Source organism: Paenibacillus hunanensis, assembly GCF_034055775.1.
Lineage (GTDB): Bacteria > Bacillota > Bacilli > Paenibacillales > Paenibacillaceae > Saccharibacillus > Saccharibacillus hunanensis.
The window spans coordinates 4378847-4395850 of the sequence record NZ_CP139194.1 but is presented as its reverse complement, the minus strand read 5'-3'; the positions used below and the strand labels follow the sequence as shown (position 1 = coordinate 4395850).

Sequence of the window (17004 nt, the reverse complement as noted above, 5' to 3'; positions counted from 1 at the left end):
CGCGCTGCGGAGGTTCAATCGATCAGGTATGTCCCTGCCTGCCAGATGAACGAGTAAGAGTAGGAATCGTTTGATATGATACGCTATGAAGATCATACAGATCCAGATGGAATAGGATGAACTATTGAATATTATCGCCTGCTGGCGTCAGTTTCCCTACACGCATGTTTAGTATTGTATGATTCGGATACTTCGGATGATGCTCAGCGAATACGACAACAATTCCCTTTTGATGCTGTGTATTCGTCCAGAGCTGGCGAAGTTTGCTTTGTTCTTGCTTACTGTAAGACAATGTATACATAGATCCATCTCCGGTAAACGCTTGTAATGTATCTAAAAAAGCATCCCAGCTTACTTCGCGCTTAAATTGATCGGAAGTTTGAGAGTAGATCAGCTCGTAGTTACCATCTTTGATATTGTTAATCAGCTGTTCAGGCGGAAGTGGATATTCCTGTGCAGCTCTGGCATGAGTTATATTCGGCTGCGATAGCTTGATCATCGACAGATGATCTCCGCCTTTGCGTGTCAGTGGATTCTGTTCAGCTACCGAATGCGTGCCTAAAAGGCTACAGCCGCTGAGTAATAGTGAAGATACGATCATAACCGGTATGATGCGTCGCCAATGCTGTAATGGATTCATAAAAAGCTCTCCTTATGTGCCGGACTGTGTGCCCGGTCATGTAGTGAATCCGGATCAATGTTGGGAATCATCCGGGTATAGATTAACGATACTACAAAGCAAAGCGTTAGCTATACCATTTTCCAAAATTTAACACAACGTTAATGGAATGAAAACAGCGGATTTACAAAAGTACAGAAGGGAAGAATATCGCATCATGATGGGTAAATCCCACTTCATCATTAGTACAGGCTTAACTGTCTCGATTATGACAATGGCAGGCGTTCCCGTTACATCCGCTGCCGTTGTTGCCGCTGCCGTCAGTTCATTATTACCCGATATCGACGAGCCTAATTCAATTCTCGTTTCCAAAACATTGTCTGAGCCGATTTTGCGCATCCTTCAGACGATTATGCTGGGAGCAGTGGTCTGGATTTTGTGGAAAGGTCTGTTCGGTATGCCATGGGATCTTGGCATCGCGGTTGCTGTAGTATTTGTCGCCTTTTTGCCGCTTCGATCTCTACGCAAGGTTGTCATGTGCCTGATCGGAGTTGGCATTATGATATATGGACGAGAGATTTCACCATGGAATTACATGGGTGGAAGCCTGCTGATCATTTGTACCTTTTTACCACATCGCGGCTTAACCCACACAGTTTACGGAACCGCAGCCTGGACTGCCCTACTATATGGCACCACCGCCCATACTGGCAATAGCATCTGGTTTGCTGGCGGCGTATCGTATCTGCTTCACCTGCTAGCCGACTCACTCACCAACCGCGGCGTGCGACTGCTGCCACCGCTCAAATGGCGACTACGCTTCAACCTGATGAGCACCGGCACCCGTAAAGGCTCTGCCGTAGAAAATGTCTGCATCCTGCTGACGATTATTATTACGGGATTGGTGTTTCTACCGAAGTTAACAGGTGGCTGAAGAGGGAAGGGATTATACCTTTTTAACAAGGTTTTTAACAAGGAGAAGGTCTTTTATTTCTTCTAAAAATGGTTGCTGTTCATAGCATATGACATTATAAAAGCACTATACATGTAATTCGATTAACCGCTACAAACCTCAAGACAGCAGCATAACAGGCGTAACCAAACGAGCAAACCCTGCCCTTCTACAACGCATCTGCACAGCAGACTACGAGTAGAAAAGCAGGGTTATTCCTTAATAAAAGAACATATGTTCGATCAAACATCAAAAAAATATAGCATTTCCTGTGGAATGCCAGTACGCATAGCAAATGCCTCCAGCGTCTCATCATCACGCTGCTCGCGACCTGTCGTTAGAAGCGTAATCGCAAATGAGTTCGCCTGCCGCTCCAGCTTGCCCGGCCAGAAATAAGAGTGCTCTTCTAAAAAGAAGCGGCTAAGTCCCTTGTGCAGACGGTCATGTCCTAATTCGTGAGCACATACGAAGCGCTGCCATTGCTCGGACAGTCCCTGATTAATGACGATAAAGCGTCGTCTCAGCTTGGCGTAGTACAGCCCTTTGGTGGATTTGCCGAGGTCCATGTAGCGAATATGTATGCCGAGCGCGGTAGCAATCTCGAAAGGGCAATTGGTCTTGTATTGATGTACGAGCCTGGCTGCGATATCATCCATCGGTATCATTCACCTCGATTAAGCATTAGGATTAAAGCATCCGGTAGGGAGTAGTGTGGACAGGATGATGACAGAAGCACATCACTTGCCTGATCAGGAGCCACGCCTTTCCTTGGGAGCAGGGGTTACCGGCTTACGCTTGTTCATATGCTTGGCTTCCCAGAATAGTCCGGTCAGCACATCCTTGATCCGCTGTCTGTCTTCTTCATCCAGTGGAACGCCATCGAACATTAATTCTCCGTCTTCTTCCAGCATCTTTTTAAAATCACGCTTATCGCGAGAGCTTGCCCACTCCGGAATCTGTGTATGCTCTTCGGGACGCAAATATCCGGCATGATCCATCATTTCGGCATACGAGATGCCCAGCGCACCAGCGATCTTTTCAATCGTTTGTGGCTTAGGAACACCGCGCTTTCCATTTTCGATGCGCGAGATTTGGGAGGTGCTAATACCGGCTGCATCTGCCAGCTGGTTAATGCTCCATTTTTTCTGTTCACGCATATGCTTCAAATATAGTCCAAATGAAGATTGCTCCACTGACAAAACATCCTTTCTCCCGGCCTCTTGCACCGTAGACTGCAATATCGAAGCTGTATATGACAAATGATCCGTTCCAGCTCCGTATATCTTCCTTCTTTAACTATACCCCATTATTGCCATTAGGTAAACATTGGAAATGTACTCTTTGCCAAAAGGCATAATCGAGTGAGGAAAAGAGAGTAAATGAAGGATTGAATGGGAAAAACTGCTGAATTTGGCGGTTTACGAAAATGAATAGACATGATATCTTAAATATACGAAATGCGAACAAAATACGAACACTACCAAAAAAATGGAATTGAGATGATGGAAACTAAGCTTTAAAACGTCTATCGTCCACCAAGCTATTGTGTTTTTGTTGCCAAAAGGCAAAGTTAGATATCGTTAGTATCCATTATCTCTGACCGTTCCTTTATGCTAGCCCCACTTATCACACCAAAGGAGTGTTGTACAATGAACCCGATGATTTCCCTACCCGAGCTAGACCGCCGTCAGACCCGTACTGCTGTGGAGGCTGTATTTGAAAAATATCGTATTTATAAAACAATCACATTTGAAATTCGTGAAACATCCCTTACTGCTTCTTACGAAGCGAGAATGCATGGCCCAACCAATGTCACCAGTGATCCGACCGCTGGCGCAGCCATTTATAATGTAGATACACCTGCGGCACGACGTGCCTATTGCGAACGTGTGGAGGCGATTGTGGCTCGCCTGAGTGAGCGGGAGCAGCTACTCATTCGTGAACGGTATTTGAAGCAGGATGATGTATTTGATTACAAAGTGTACAGTCATCTGTTTGATCCACCGATCAGCAAGGACACCTACGTAAAAATTCGTAGCAAAGCCTTTTATAAGCTGGCACTTGCTTTTGCCGATAGCAGTATGATTCGTCTGGATGAACTGGCACCAGCGAAGAAGCGTGCGCGCCGTACGGATATGAGTTGCAGCTCGTTATAATAGAATACTCTGTTTGCAGAAGTGGAAAGACTGCCCAGAAGCCGGGCAGTCTTTTTATTTATCTGATTCGAAGCATGTATGCTCCGGTTATGTACACATAGAGAGAAAGATACTGTACGGGTAAAAAGTCACCATAATCGGAGAATGGATAGCATATTTCGTTAATTTATGTTATTTTATGGTAAAAATACATTGTACAATCTACATAATTATGTATAGATAGGAGTTATTGTTCTGTGAGAAGTGAATTGCCTGCCACTACCCCATCTGGATCAGAACGCACCTGGTCCACATATGTCCGTCGTGCCTGGCTGTTTGATAGTACGATTGTGTCGCTACTGGTCGGATTGTTTGGAGCGATCTATTTGAATTTTGCCTTGCAGCAGACGATGGTGCTGGAGACGGTTAGTTTGCGAGAGCAGCTGATGCTGTTTTTGCTTTTCTTTATTCCGATTGTAAGCTACGGTCTGATCGTGCTTGCACCGCTGAACAGCTGGATTCGTTCCAATATTCGGCGTGTATTGCTTCAGTTTCTTCTATTTAATATAGCGGCATTGCTGCTAACACGAATTGTTATGAGCGCACTGCCATTACCCGATGCGTTTGAGTCGCCGATGGTGCTATGGTGTATTCCGATTTTTGGGATGATCTCTTATTTGTATTCGAGCTTGTTTTTGAGTCAGGCGCCAGCGGCGGTGTAGCTGGAAGAATGAAGTGTAGCTAGCCATATATTACAACAGCTTTATATTAAAAGAGCTTTCGGTGCCTTTACCGAAGGCTCTTTTTTCTTTTCTACAAAAAAGCAGGCAGAGCATGGTAGCACCTGCTTTTTGGCAACCTATGATCTCTTTTATCTCGCGTATATTCGCCGATAATCGTCCTTTTTCCGTCCGGTACACCGTCTCCGTTAGGGGAAAAACAGGATAAGATTGTAGTATCGGAAAACGAGCAACACCGTATTCCTCATGATACAGACACATCATCTTATTCATAGGGATGGAGGTTGGTGTCTGGGTGGAGTAAAGGAACGCAGGCGATCAGCACTCGCTTTTCGACAAATTTGGTTGAAGGAGGTGAGGTGCCATCCTTCCCCATAAAGGAGGAATCTGCTATGACTGCACAGCAACTCATTACGCTGGTGCAAGCGTCGCTAGCGACACGGTTTCCGGATGTTCCATTTAATCGTGCGGAGCAAAAGGAATCGGAGCAGCCACGATTGGAATATCGATTGGTGTCGGTTGATTTTACAAGAGAGCGTAGCGATCGATTTGTGCGTGTGTACACGCTGGAGATTCGTTATGTGCCGCTGAATCATCGGTATGCGGATGAACAGATCGAGGGCTTATTTGAAGCGCTGGAAACGATCGGGAGCGGCGAGACATTATGTCGTGCAAGCGAGCTTCGCTGGGATACCGATGATGGTGTGCCGCGTATGCGCATTTCATATCCTGTGCGAACTGTACAGCCAGCTGCATCAGGTGTGCTGATGGGCACAATGGATCAGCATCTGCATGCTTCGTCTGTACGTTAATCGAATGGGCTATTACACGACAATGTAAGTAAAGGAGCTTGAGCATGATGAGTGAACAAGAACAGGCGGTAGCATACCGCAAAGAGCAATTTCTGACGGCAGACCGATTCACACGTCTGGAAAAGGACGTGCTGGCTGGACTGCTGGAGACAGACGAGATGTATACGATGGAGCAAGCACAGCATCTGCTGGAGCAATTTATGAATAAGGAGGCCAACTAAATGGCTGGAGGAACATATACAACACAAAACAAAATTCGACCGGGTGTCTATATCAATTTTGTATCAGAAGGACAATTGCCAGGTACGCTTGGTGAGCGTGGTACAGCAAGTCTGGCGCTGAATCTGGATTGGGGCGTGTCTAAAAAGCCGATTACGATTGTAGCTGGCGATAATACGCTGCAAACACTCGGTTATGACTACACTGCACCGCAAATGCTGCTGATCCGTGAAGCACTCAAGCGTGCGAACAAGCTGATCGTCTACCGTCTGAACGATGGTACAGCGGCAGCTGCTACAGTTGCGCCGCTTACGGCGACCGCTCGTTATGGTGGTGTACGTGGTAATCAGCTGGCAATCGTTGTACAGCAGAACATCAACGATGAGGATCTATTCGATGTGATCACTCTGCTGGATGGTGCAGCGGTGGATACGCAAATTGTTGGCGATGTGGAGCAGCTTACTGCCAATGCGTATGTGAATTTTTCTGGTAAAGGCAAGCTGGTCGCTACAGCAGGTGCACCACTCACTGGCGGTATCAGCACGGTAGCAACGAATGCGGATCATACTGCTTATCTCGCACAGCTGGAAGCACTCGAATTTCAGACGGTAGGCCTGATCTCCGATGATGCTTCGCTGAAATCGGTCTATGCAGCGTATATCAAACGTCTTCGTAATACGGAAGGTAAAAAGGTACAGGCGGTGCTCGCCAACTATCCGAATGCGGATCAAGAAGGCGTGATCAGTGTCAAAAATGGTGTTGTACTGAGCGATGGTACGGTGCTGGATGCCAAGCAAACGGTAGCATGGGTAACCGGCGCTACAGCTGGCGCAGCTGTGAATGCATCACTGACCTATACTGCATATGATGATGCAATCGATGTGAACGGCAAGCTGACTCATTCCGAAACTGAAGCAGCGTTGCAAAAGGGTGAGTTCGTATTTACCGCTGGCAATGACCGTGCAGTGGTGGAGCAGGATATCAATACACTCGTATCGTACACACCGGAAAAGGCACGTCATTTTGCCAAAAACCGTGTCGTTCGCGTGCTGGATAGCATCGCTAACGATATGAAGCGTATTTTCGAATCATACTTTATCGGCAAGGTGAACAATAATACCGATGGACGTAGCCTGTTCCGTTCGCAATGTGTGGCGTATCTGAATGATCTGCAAAATATCGGTGCTGTGCAAAACTTTGATGCTCAATCGGATATTACGGTAACCGCAGGTAATGAGAGCGACAGCATTGTGGTTGAGCTGAATGTACAGCCGGTCGATTCCGTGGAAAAAGTATACATGAAAGTGAAGGTGGTTTAAGATGACATTTTTGAAGGCAAAAGACACTATTTCCGGTCAGGAAGGCCGCGCATTTGCAACGATTAACAATCAGGTAGAGGAAATGTTTTATATCAAAACACTGGAAGCTACCGTGGAAAAGCAAAAAGCAGAAGTGAAAACACTCGGTCGCCGCGGTGTACAGCATAAAGCAACGGGCTGGTCTGGCTCCGGTACGATGACCATTTTCTATATGACGTCTCGCTTCCGTCAGATGATGCTCGATTATATGAAAACAGGTGTCGACACGTACTTCGATATCGAGGTAACGAACGAAGATCCAACGTCCAGCATTGGCTACCAGACGATCATCCTGCGCGATGTCAATCTGGATAGCGTGATCATGGCTTCACTGGATACAGAGTCCGACGCGCTGGAAGAAGAGGTTGCCTTCACCTTTGATGGTGTGGATATTAACCAGGCGTTTAATGCTCCGGTGCAGTAAGAGTGGGTTGAATCTCGGTGTTCTGATGCTACGGGATAGATTCCGCTTGATTCGATGAAGTGGACGTATATGTTCGCGAAGTTTGTTCAGAGGTAATAGCCTGTGGCAATTGAAAGCTGTAGACAACCCAGTGACATAAGATGAAGTCACCACTAAGCTTGGGTTATGAACAGAAATTAAATTCTTTTAACAACATAATAAAAACATTAAAAGATATAGATTGTTAGATATAGCGAATATGCTCTGATCCGTGCAATGTCATGAGAATCAGCAGCATATCCGCTATGTTATTTACTTTTATCTAAAACATAAATCAGGAGGCAATTACCCATGAGTGAATTGAGTTTGTTTTTTGCACAAAATGTAGCTTCAGATGTAACAGAGGATTTTATCGTATCGGCACGTTTTAAAGATGCAGATGGTGCACCTGTAGCATGGCAGCTACGCAGCATGACGGAGGATGAGAACCAGGAATGCCGCAAAGCAGCAACACGTAAAGTTAAAGGCAAAAATGGGATGTACACGCCAGAAATCGAGCCCAATGAATACATGGCAAAGCTGATGAGTGCCAGCGTGGTCTATCCAGATCTGAAAAATGCCGAGCTGCAAAAATCGTATGGTGTAATGGGGGCTGAATCGCTGCTTCGTAAAATGCTACTGCCAGGCGAATTCGCCGCTCTCGGCGAGCGCGTGCAGGAGCTGAACGGCTTCAACCGTGATATGAACGAACTGGTCAATGAAGTAAAAAACTAATCAACGGGGGCGATAGTGAGGCCAACCTTGCTTACTACGCCCTCCACGAATTACACATCCTTCCGCACGAACTGATGAACATGTCGACTCGCGAACGCGCAGCGATTTACGCGATGATCTCAATTCGGGTAGAGGCGGAGAAGAAGGCGGAGCGGAAGGCCCGATCATCACGCAAAGGATAAGAGGAAGAGGAGGTGAACGTATGGCGAATGTAATGGCGCAGTTTCTCGGGAATTTTAGCAATAGCTTATCAGTAAGTATTTCAAGGCAGATCAGTCTGGCGTTGAACAATATTACGATTAATATGCCTGTTTATAATATTAGCAACTCTTTTTCACAGGTGAATCATACGGTTCAAACGGTGAACAATACGCTGAACCAACTGAATGTTACGCAAAATAATTACAATACCACGCTTCACATGACTCAGGTTGCACAGCAAAAAGTTACAGATGAAGTGAAGGATACGACCAATGCGCAAGATAAGTTAAAATCGGAAACCGAAGATACAACAAAGGTCGCCGGCGAACAAGCTAAGAAATGGGAAACAATCAAAAAGCATGTTAAACAGGCAGCTGATATGGCGAATCAGTTGATGTCGTCAGGCTTTAGTCTGGCGAAGGATTCTCTGGCTGGCGCAGCCGAGGATGATGATATGCGGCGCAAATTTGTTGTGACTACAGGTAGCGGCAAGACAGGCACAGACTTGTTTGAAAAGTACAAAAAGGGTGCGCTCGCTTCTGGTATGGATCCGACTGAAGTATTAAACGGCTCCTTATCTTTTCTAAAGCAATCCGCAGGTGAAAGTCAGATTGATAAGCTAAATGAAATGGCTGGAAGATTGCAAAAAATATCTGGTAAAAGTTACGGTGATTCTGTCCAAGCTTTGATGAGTGGCATGAGCGGAGATACGGGGGCGTTAAATAGCACATTTGGCATATCTGGAACAGGCATGGATCAGGCAGGACTGGCTGAAAAAGGTAAATCCGGTGATATCGACGGCTATATTCAATCGCTCGATATGTTGATGGATAAGCAGGGCTATACACAGCAAGCGTTCGAGACGATGATGGATTCTCCAATCGCCAAGTGGACGCAGCTAACGAATAATTATAATAATGTGTTGGCTACAATGGGGACACAAGCACTTGCTGCCCTGGCTCCCGCACTGGATGCTTTAAATGCTGCCTTTGCCTCTGATCAATTTCAGGTCATCATTCAAGCGATGGCGAATGGGTTCTTTATCGTCGCGAATGTGATTGCCATGCTGGTGGATGGTTTACTCTATCTGGCAACGATCATTCAACAAAACTGGAACATTATTGCGCCTATACTTAGTGCGATTGCTTTTGTTCTGCTGGCAGCCATCATTATTCAGCTCGGTCTTGTCGTAGCAGAGTGGTTAATTATGACATGGCCTATTTTGCTAGTTGTAGCTGTTATCGCGATCGTCATTTATATTTTGCAGCAAATGGGCGTGACAGGTGCTGAAATGATGGGCGCACTCGTTGGCGCGGTATACGTAGTAGGTGAAGCATTCCGAATAGCTTTTATGGCGATCTGGGTCGCTGTCGCTACAGTCGTCAACTTTTTTGTGAACCTATGGTATGATGCGCTCTTCCTGGTACAGCAAAAAGTATTCGATTTTAGAATGGGCTTTTTGAATATGCTGCTCTCGCTCGTGAAAGGTGTAGAGTCGTTTGCGAATGGCTTTACTTCACTTGTTGCAAATGCGATGAATAGCGTCATTAAAGGGATTAACTCGGTGCTGCCGTACTTTAATAAACTTTTCGGTACAAATTGGGGCTCGATCAATCTGCTAGAAGGAACAGACTTCCATAGTACAAGTGATGGTATAGCCAAAATGATGGGTGAGCTGGAAAAGCAAGCTCCCAAAGAAATGAAGCAACGTTTCCAGATGGAAGTACCAGATATCAACCCTGACTTAGCCGGTGCAGGAAAAGCGGGATATAATGCAGGTAGTGGCTTTGCGAACAAGTTCACTCAGGGTACGAACGGAATGAAGGATAAGCTGAGTAATTATACAGGCTCAGCTGTCACGAATGGAGATAAGATCAAGTCACCAACAGCGAATGTGGGTGCAATGACTGGTGGAAGTGCTTATGCTCCATCCAATAACGTAAATACTAACAATGGTAATGTTGATACCGTTAATCACGTGAACAGTCTTGGTTCCGTTGACGATACGGTCGACATCTCCAGCGAAGACCTTAAAATGATGCGCGACCTCGCTGAAATGCAGGCGATCCAGCATTTCGTCACGCTCACTCCAACGGTGCAGATGACGACGGGTGATATTAACAGCGGCGCCGATCTAGATACGATCGTTGGGCATATTGGGCGTAAGCTGGAAGAGGAATTCGTTTCGACGGCACAGGGGGTGTACACGTAAGATGGAGGAATATGGTTTTTTTCTGGCGTATAACAACCAGGCGGACGTGCTGCGCTTGCCCGTGAATCCGGAAAAGCTGGAAATCAACAGCAGCGGAGATGGGAAAAGCTATACGATTATCGATCTCGGTGAGATCAACTCGATTCAGCCGAATAAGCTACGCGAGATCACGCTGGAAAGCTTTTTCCCAGGACAGCGCTATCCGTTTGTCGTTGGAGAGACGCTGCATACGCCTTATTACTATATCGAGATGATCCGTAAATGGATGGAGACGAAGCGTCCCATCCGTTTTGTTTTTTCTGCGTTACAATTGCCAGAACGGGCATTGTCCAGCATGCTAGCACCTAACTCGAAGCTTGAGCTAGAGCGCTTCAACTCGGAGGAAACGTTCATGGCGATCAATATGGCGGTTAGTATTGAGAAATTCGACTGGAGTATAGCGGCAGGTGACTCCGGTGATATTCAATTCAAGCTATCGCTGAAGGAGTACGTATTTTACCGTGCGCTCAAGGTCAAGGTGAAGACGGATAGCAAGACAACCACGGTCACCAAAAAGAGAACGGATACGAAGGAAACGCCCAAAACCTACAAGCTCGTCGCAGGTGATTCGCTCTGGAAAATTGCTAAGAAGCATCTAGGCGATGGTAGCCGATACAAGGAGATTCAGAAGCTGAATGGCATCAAGGATAGCGAGCTACGCAAGCTACCGATCGGTCTGGTCATCAAGCTACCGCAGAAAGAGGCGGCGTCATGATCGGGCTGCATATCGATAACAAGCAGGGCAAGCTGTGGGATCTGTCTGGGATCGTCACCGATATTACATGGAAAACGAGTCGGATCGGCAAGCCCGCTTCGCTTGAATTTACACTCGTTGGCGATGGGCTGTATCAATGGAAGGATTTTGAGGTGCAAAATGGCTATGTGGTTCGCTTCACGTATAAGGGAGCGAACCTTTTTTATGGTTACATTTTCACGATCAGCACAGGTACAGATAAGCAACTGAAAATTACCGCATATGATCAGGTACGCTATCTGCTTGGTAACGATACGTTGGTGTTCACCAAGGTGACGGCAGATGAAGTCGTCCGCCAGATTGCTGTGAAAAATAACCTCAAGGTGGGCAAGCTAGATCAGGGAGCATATACGATTCCTTCGATGCTGGAGGACAACAAAAAGCTGCTCGATATCATTATGGGTGCGCTGGATCGAACACTCGCCTACAAATCACAACTGCTCATCTTTTACGATGATTTTGGGCAATTACGATTACAGGATATTTTGAAGACCGAACCAGCCGTTATTCTGGGCAAGGGACACTTTCTATACGATTATTCGATTAAGAAAAGTATTGATTCTGAGACATATAACCAGATCAAGTTTTACCGGGATAATAAAGAAACTGGACACCGGGATGTGTTTATCCGCAAAGATAGCAACAATATCGGCGCATGGGGATTGCTGCAAAAGTACGAAAAAGCCGAAGATGATTGGAATGAAGCGCAGCTTAAAGAAGCAATTGATCGCAGATTGGCTCTGTATAACCGTGAGCAAGTAACCTTATCCGTCGATGCAATCGGTGATGTAAAGGTGCGAGCGGGACGATTTGCTTATATTTTGCTGGAGGAGTTCGATACGCAGGTGTACCTGATTGAAGAATGTACTCATAAATTTTCAGGGGCAGAGCATACGATGTCCTTGGATGTGAAGGTGGTGTAACGATGCTAGATATTATTCGCAAAGCGAGTCTTGGTGCAGTATCCAATACAAATCCGATGGCTGTGGTATACGGCACGGTGCTCAGTATAGAGCCGCTTGAAGTGAACATCGATCAGCGATTTACTTTGCCTGCATCGGTGCTCGTCATTCCCGAGACAATCAGTAAGTTAAGCACAGAAACGGAAAATGGTACCCAAACGGGCTTGCAGCTCAATGATCGTGTATTGATGCTGCGCGTGCAGGGTGGACAAAGCTATGTAGTACTGGATCGGCTGGTGAATGGCTCATGATTCCAACAGGAATGCAATTGCTGCCCGATCAGGATATCGATACCACCACTTCGGTTATGCCTGGGCTCACGTATAGTCTGGATTGGGATGGGGGCATCATCGCTGGCAAAGTGGATGGTCTGGAAGCAGTTAAGCAGGCCGTGCTCAAAATTCTCAGCACAGAGCGCTATCAGCATCTCATTTATAGCAATGACTACGGTATCGAATGGAAGTCGATTTTAGGTAAGGATCATCTGTACGTGCGTGCGGAGATTCGTAGACTCATTACGGAGGCACTGCTACAGGACGATCGCATTGAAGCAATTCTGGATTTTCGTACGAGCTGGGCATCATTAGATGAGATCCGGGTTAGCTTTACCGTGCAGACGCTGTATGGATCATTTCAGATCGAGAAGGAGGTGAGCTAAGCATATGTATGAGACTCAAACCTATGAAGCATTATTGGAACGAATGCTGGCTCGTGTATCCGATCAGATGGATAAGCGCGAAGGCAGCATCATTTACGATGCACTGGCGCCAGCGGCGATTGAGCTGGCTCAGATGTATGCGGAGCTGGATGTGCAGACGAACCTGTCGTTTGCGGATACAGCGACAGGCGAATATTTGGAACGTCGGACAGCAGAGTATGGGGTACAGCGGCAGGCAGCATCTGTGGCAGTGCGCAAGGGGCTCTTTTATACAGCAGATGGCTCCAAAGCAGAGGTTCCAGTAGGAAGTCGACTTGCCAATGGTGAGCTGATCTATAAAGTGACCGGACGGCTGGCTGCAGGTGAATATGCACTGGAATGCGAAACAAAGGGCGAGGTTGGCAATACCGCAGTAGGCACACTGCTACCGCTCGATTATATTGCTGGCTTAGCGGTGGCTACACTGGATGCTGTGCTGGTACCGGGTGAAGATGCTGAAAATGACGAAGCGCTGCGTAGCCGCTATTTGCAGGCGATTAATGAACAGCCTTTTGGTGGGAATATTGCAGATTATAAGCAGACGATTAACGCCATGGAGGGCGTTGGTGGGGTAAAGGTATTTCCAGCGTGGCAGGGTGGTGGAACGGTCAAATGTACGATTATTTCCAGCGATGGTCGCAAGCCATCCAATGAATTGATCACTCGTATCCAGACAGCGATAGATCCAGAGGTGAATAAGGGTCAGGGACTGGGATTAGCACCGATCGGCCATCGCGTAACGATCGCTGGTGTCGAAGAGGTGGTTATTTCGGTTAGTGCGAAGCTTACGCTGGTATCTGGCACGACGATCGGACAGGTTCAGGCGGATGTGAACGAGGTGTTGTCCAGCTACATCAAGTCGCTCACAGCAGATTGGCGTAATCAGGAGCAGATCATCATTCGTGTAAGTCAGCTGGATGCCCGTATTCTAGGTGTCAAAGGAATTGCAGATGTGAGCAATACGACAATCAACGGAAAAGCAGGCAATATCACACTTGGAGCAGAGCAGATCGCTGTCTGGGGAGGAGTGGGTAGCCTTGAGTAATCGGCTAATGCAATATGAACCAGACTATTACCATACGGTGCGTGAGTTTATCGCTTTGCTGGATACAGAAGAGCTTGAGCTGGATGAACTGGAGGCCAGTCGCTTGAAGCTGCTCGCCGATCAGTTCGTCATGACGTCCAGTGAGCAGGCACTCCGTCGTCGTGAGCAGCAACTCCAGATTCAGGCGGATCCTCAACTGGAAACGCTGGAGTTCCGTCGTCGCCGAATCGTAAATCGCTACACGACTAAGCCGCCCTTCACGATTCGCTATCTACAGCAAAAGCTGGATCAGTTGCTTGGTGAGGGAAAAGCAGTCGCTCATGTCGATATCCAGCAATTTCTATTGACGATTACGGCAAGCCTGACCGACGCAGCCATTTTCAAAGAGGTCAATTATACCGTTCAAACGATCAAGCCAGCGAATCTGAAATATGTGCAGCAGACCTCACTGCAGGATCGCATCACATTGCAGGAAACGGCATACCGATACGCCAGTGAACGTGTGACGCGTCTATCCACAAGCTGGAAGCTGGGCAGTACGCCATTTATCAGGCTGGGAGAGGAGCAGCAGATTATATGATACAGACTGGATATTTGCAAGAAATTGCGGGCTATACGAATAAGCGAATTGCGAAAGTAACGCTGAACGGGCAATACGATATTACCACCTTTACCGTGAAACGGGTCACAGATCAACGCGTCGAGCTGGAGTATCTGATCCCAGCGGCAGACATTACCTCTGTCACCCTGCTAGAGCTGCGTTCAGCGACGAATGAAGTGCTGGGCAGCAGCGAGGTGTTCATCCCCCTAGCAGCGGATACGGTTATCAAACAATATGTAGAAGTGAAAGGAGCCTAAACATGGATTATCAGGCAAAAACCAATTGGACCTATAATGATACAGTCACCGAGCAGGATATGAACCGTATCGAAGCAGGGCTCGGCGATCTGCATCAACGTCTGGACACGCCAGCCACGAGTAAACTGGTATTGCAGCCAGGTACGCAGACGATTCAGGTGGAACGAGATACGCCGTTTCATTTATCAGGGATTTCCGGGCGGATGCTATTGAATTTACTTGGACGAGAAGGTGGTTTTGAGCAATTACCCAAGTTTTTTTTCAGTACAACAGGATCGCTGGATACTACAAATAAGGTTTCTGGAACTAACGGATTAAAACTAACAATTAATAATAATGAAATAGGCTATGCAGGACTTCCTATTTATAATCCTAAACTAGGTGTGAACGGAGCTAAATATTTAATTAGAGGTGCGATTAAAAATGGTAATTTATCTGGCGATGGTGCTTATCTTCAGATTACTGATACTGTAGCTTATGCAGAAAACAGTCCTTTAATTAAAAGTACAGATCGGTTTGTGAATTGTTTTGCTCTTTATGATGGAACGAAGTCCAAACATAATACGATCTCGGCTTATATGGCAGTAAAAGGTCAAAGTGGACAATATGCTTACTTTGACGAAGTGGCTGTCTATGAAATCTCGAATGAAGAGTATATGCGCTTGTCTTCATTGTCCGCAGATGAAGTTGCAGCCCAGTATCCATATACTGAAGGGTTAGCTGGCGTAAAGAATCCGTATACGATTCGGTGGACATCTTCTAGTAAAACGGATGTAGCTGCGATGCTAGCGTTTGATACAGAGCTACTTGCGTCGCCTGTACCAGCTAATGATGTGGAACGCGATCGGTTGGAACAAGGTGTGGATGGGCAGTATGTAAAAAACTCTCTCTATTATCGTTATCCTCTTTTAGGAGAAGAAATTAATATTATAACGAGTGCGGATTTCACTGGTTATAAATGGATTCGACTACGATTACCAGTAGCTCCTGTAAAAGATACAGGTTATATGCTTAAATATGATGGTTCTATTTTGGCGCGTGTAAATCAAGGTCTATCTCCAAGTAAGATGGATCAGCAAGTCGTTTTAGATGCCAACGATAGTACCCCTAATAGTTTTATTGTAACCATTTCCAATACAGATAGCGGTTGGGGAGATAATTATTCACCAAGTGTTGCGGAAATTAAAGCCTATTTTTTCGGCTGGAAAATGTATGATGCCTCTACTAACTCTAGCGATGGATTAGGTGTTTATAACGGATCGAATGCAGCTAACAAAAGATGGACACCGCTGGCGAGTTTTGATGGGTCAACTTACTCTGGTAATGTATCAGTTTTACCTGGGGATATTCCTAGTGTCGTGATACCAAATGGATATCGAGTCTCTAAAATTACAACTCCTTATGAATTAATCTACAAACGCTCATCAGTAATCAGCGAGCCTTTGGCATCAGAGGGCGCGATGAGCTTCATTCAGGGAACTAACATCATTGAGATTGGTTCAGGCTTAGTTATTCGAGAGACTGCAAATCCTCAACCAAGTAGTTCATCCTTTTGGATCAATGGCGCAATTACACCTAGCATTTTAAAAAATAGAGTGCGTAGTTTCCTTCAAATCTATCGCGATGGACGCCCCGATTCGTGGAACTATTTACCTACAAATAATTTTATTAACTTACTTGGATTGCAGCAGGCCCAAATCTCAATGGATCGGTATGATTCCAATGCTACGTATTCGGTTTCTTATTTACCTCTCCAGTCTTATGCTGCAACTTCTTTTGTCGGATCAACGGCTATTAATGAACGTGCGATTATTGATGGTCTTATTCGCGATATGCAACGTACAAAAAGACGTATTTCTGTTGTTGAATCTAGAAAAGTAGAAAAGGATTCTTTACCTTCTTGGATTTCTCCTACGCTATTAAACTCGTGGGGTGTAGATTCAACGAATCCTATAGCATATCGAAAAAAAGATAATATGATTAGTTTAACGGGTGTGGCTTTGAACGGTGTAACGTCGGTTGGAACTATTATTTTCAAACTACCCAATGGTTATAGACCGAAGCAAGAAAATCATTTTTCAAGTTATACTTACAAAATTTCTGATGGAACATTTGGACTGGTGGAGATTATAACCCGCATTAACGGAGATGTCGTATTGGGTCAAGGCGCGAAATCATATGTATCGTTTGCTGGGATCAATTTTAGTATAACTTAAGGAGGTTA

20 protein-coding genes are annotated in these 17004 nt (G+C 46.0%); 17 read left to right on the top strand and 3 right to left on the bottom strand.

Going from position 1 to position 17004, the window contains the following annotated elements; translation table 11 throughout:
• Positions 1-121: 121 nt before the first annotated feature.
• A complete protein-coding gene (locus tag SK066_RS17935) occupies positions 122-640 on the bottom strand; it encodes a hypothetical protein (protein WP_320542482.1) in 519 nt (172 codons plus the stop codon).
• 196 nt (positions 641-836) lie between these two features.
• On the opposite strand from SK066_RS17935, the gene SK066_RS17930 reads away from it, so the two are divergent.
• On the top strand, positions 837-1553 hold the full coding sequence (locus SK066_RS17930) for a metal-dependent hydrolase (RefSeq protein ID WP_188773545.1): 717 nt from the start codon (positions 837-839) through the stop codon (positions 1551-1553).
• Positions 1554-1813: 260 nt separating this feature from the next.
• Here the strand turns inward: SK066_RS17930 and SK066_RS17925 are convergent, their stop codons facing one another.
• Positions 1814-2227, bottom strand: coding sequence for an ImmA/IrrE family metallo-endopeptidase (locus SK066_RS17925; RefSeq protein WP_188773546.1), 414 nt, complete (start codon positions 2225-2227; stop codon positions 1814-1816).
• Between the two features lie 93 nt (positions 2228-2320).
• A complete protein-coding gene (locus tag SK066_RS17920) occupies positions 2321-2764 on the bottom strand; it encodes a helix-turn-helix domain-containing protein (protein WP_188774013.1) in 444 nt (147 codons plus the stop codon).
• A 456-nt stretch (positions 2765-3220) separates the two neighbouring features.
• Between SK066_RS17920 and SK066_RS17915 the strand changes: the two genes are divergently transcribed.
• The 16 genes from SK066_RS17915 to SK066_RS17840 all read left to right on the top strand — a co-directional run bounded on the left by SK066_RS17915 (position 3221) and on the right by SK066_RS17840 (position 16996).
• Positions 3221-3727 carry an ArpU family phage packaging/lysis transcriptional regulator gene (locus SK066_RS17915; protein WP_320542481.1) on the top strand — a complete coding sequence of 169 codons (507 nt, stop codon included), beginning with the start codon at positions 3221-3223 and terminating at the stop codon, positions 3725-3727.
• Positions 3728-3963: 236 nt separating this feature from the next.
• A complete protein-coding gene (locus SK066_RS17910) occupies positions 3964-4428 on the top strand; it encodes a hypothetical protein (RefSeq protein ID WP_320542480.1) in 465 nt (154 codons plus the stop codon).
• A 410-nt stretch (positions 4429-4838) separates the two neighbouring features.
• Positions 4839-5258, top strand: a complete 420-nt coding sequence (locus SK066_RS17905; RefSeq protein ID WP_320542479.1) for a phage tail terminator family protein — start codon at positions 4839-4841, stop codon at positions 5256-5258.
• A gap of 44 nt (positions 5259-5302) precedes the next feature.
• Positions 5303-5479 carry a hypothetical protein gene (locus tag SK066_RS17900; protein ID WP_320542478.1) on the top strand — a complete coding sequence of 59 codons (177 nt, stop codon included), beginning with the start codon at positions 5303-5305 and terminating at the stop codon, positions 5477-5479.
• Entirely contained in the window at positions 5480-6796 is a 1317-nt protein-coding gene (locus SK066_RS17895) for a phage tail sheath family protein (RefSeq protein WP_320542477.1), read from the top strand.
• A 1-nt stretch (position 6797) separates the two neighbouring features.
• Complete coding sequence (locus SK066_RS17890; RefSeq protein ID WP_320542476.1) at positions 6798-7259, top strand: phage tail tube protein; 462 nt, start codon at positions 6798-6800, stop codon at positions 7257-7259.
• A gap of 330 nt (positions 7260-7589) precedes the next feature.
• Entirely contained in the window at positions 7590-8012 is a 423-nt protein-coding gene (locus SK066_RS17885) for a phage tail assembly chaperone (protein WP_320542475.1), read from the top strand.
• A 202-nt stretch (positions 8013-8214) separates the two neighbouring features.
• Positions 8215-10425: a phage tail tape measure protein gene (locus SK066_RS17880; protein ID WP_320542474.1), complete on the top strand. Its 2211-nt coding sequence runs from the start codon at positions 8215-8217 to the stop codon at positions 10423-10425.
• Position 10426: 1 nt separating this feature from the next.
• Positions 10427-11179 carry a LysM peptidoglycan-binding domain-containing protein gene (locus SK066_RS17875; RefSeq protein WP_320542473.1) on the top strand — a complete coding sequence of 251 codons (753 nt, stop codon included), beginning with the start codon at positions 10427-10429 and terminating at the stop codon, positions 11177-11179.
• Positions 11176-12141, top strand: coding sequence for an XkdQ/YqbQ family protein (locus SK066_RS17870; RefSeq protein ID WP_320542472.1), 966 nt, complete (start codon positions 11176-11178; stop codon positions 12139-12141). The genes SK066_RS17875 and SK066_RS17870 overlap by 4 nt, the downstream gene beginning before the upstream one ends.
• Positions 12142-12143: 2 nt before the next feature.
• Positions 12144-12431, top strand: coding sequence for a DUF2577 domain-containing protein (locus SK066_RS17865; RefSeq protein WP_320542471.1), 288 nt, complete (start codon positions 12144-12146; stop codon positions 12429-12431).
• Positions 12428-12838: a DUF2634 domain-containing protein gene (locus SK066_RS17860; protein WP_320542470.1), complete on the top strand. Its 411-nt coding sequence runs from the start codon at positions 12428-12430 to the stop codon at positions 12836-12838. Before SK066_RS17865 ends, SK066_RS17860 begins: the two co-directional genes overlap by 4 nt.
• Positions 12839-12842: 4 nt before the next feature.
• Positions 12843-13922 (top strand): baseplate J/gp47 family protein, encoded by a 1080-nt coding sequence (locus SK066_RS17855; RefSeq protein WP_320542469.1) that lies wholly within the window; start codon positions 12843-12845, stop codon positions 13920-13922.
• Entirely contained in the window at positions 13915-14502 is a 588-nt protein-coding gene (locus SK066_RS17850; RefSeq protein WP_320542468.1) for a putative phage tail protein, read from the top strand. The genes SK066_RS17855 and SK066_RS17850 overlap by 8 nt, the downstream gene beginning before the upstream one ends.
• Positions 14499-14780, top strand: a complete 282-nt coding sequence (locus tag SK066_RS17845) for a ketopantoate hydroxymethyltransferase (protein ID WP_320542467.1) — start codon at positions 14499-14501, stop codon at positions 14778-14780. The genes SK066_RS17850 and SK066_RS17845 overlap by 4 nt, the downstream gene beginning before the upstream one ends.
• Before the next feature lie 2 nt (positions 14781-14782).
• Positions 14783-16996 carry a hypothetical protein gene (locus tag SK066_RS17840; RefSeq protein WP_320542466.1) on the top strand — a complete coding sequence of 738 codons (2214 nt, stop codon included), beginning with the start codon at positions 14783-14785 and terminating at the stop codon, positions 16994-16996.
• Positions 16997-17004 lie beyond the last annotated feature (8 nt).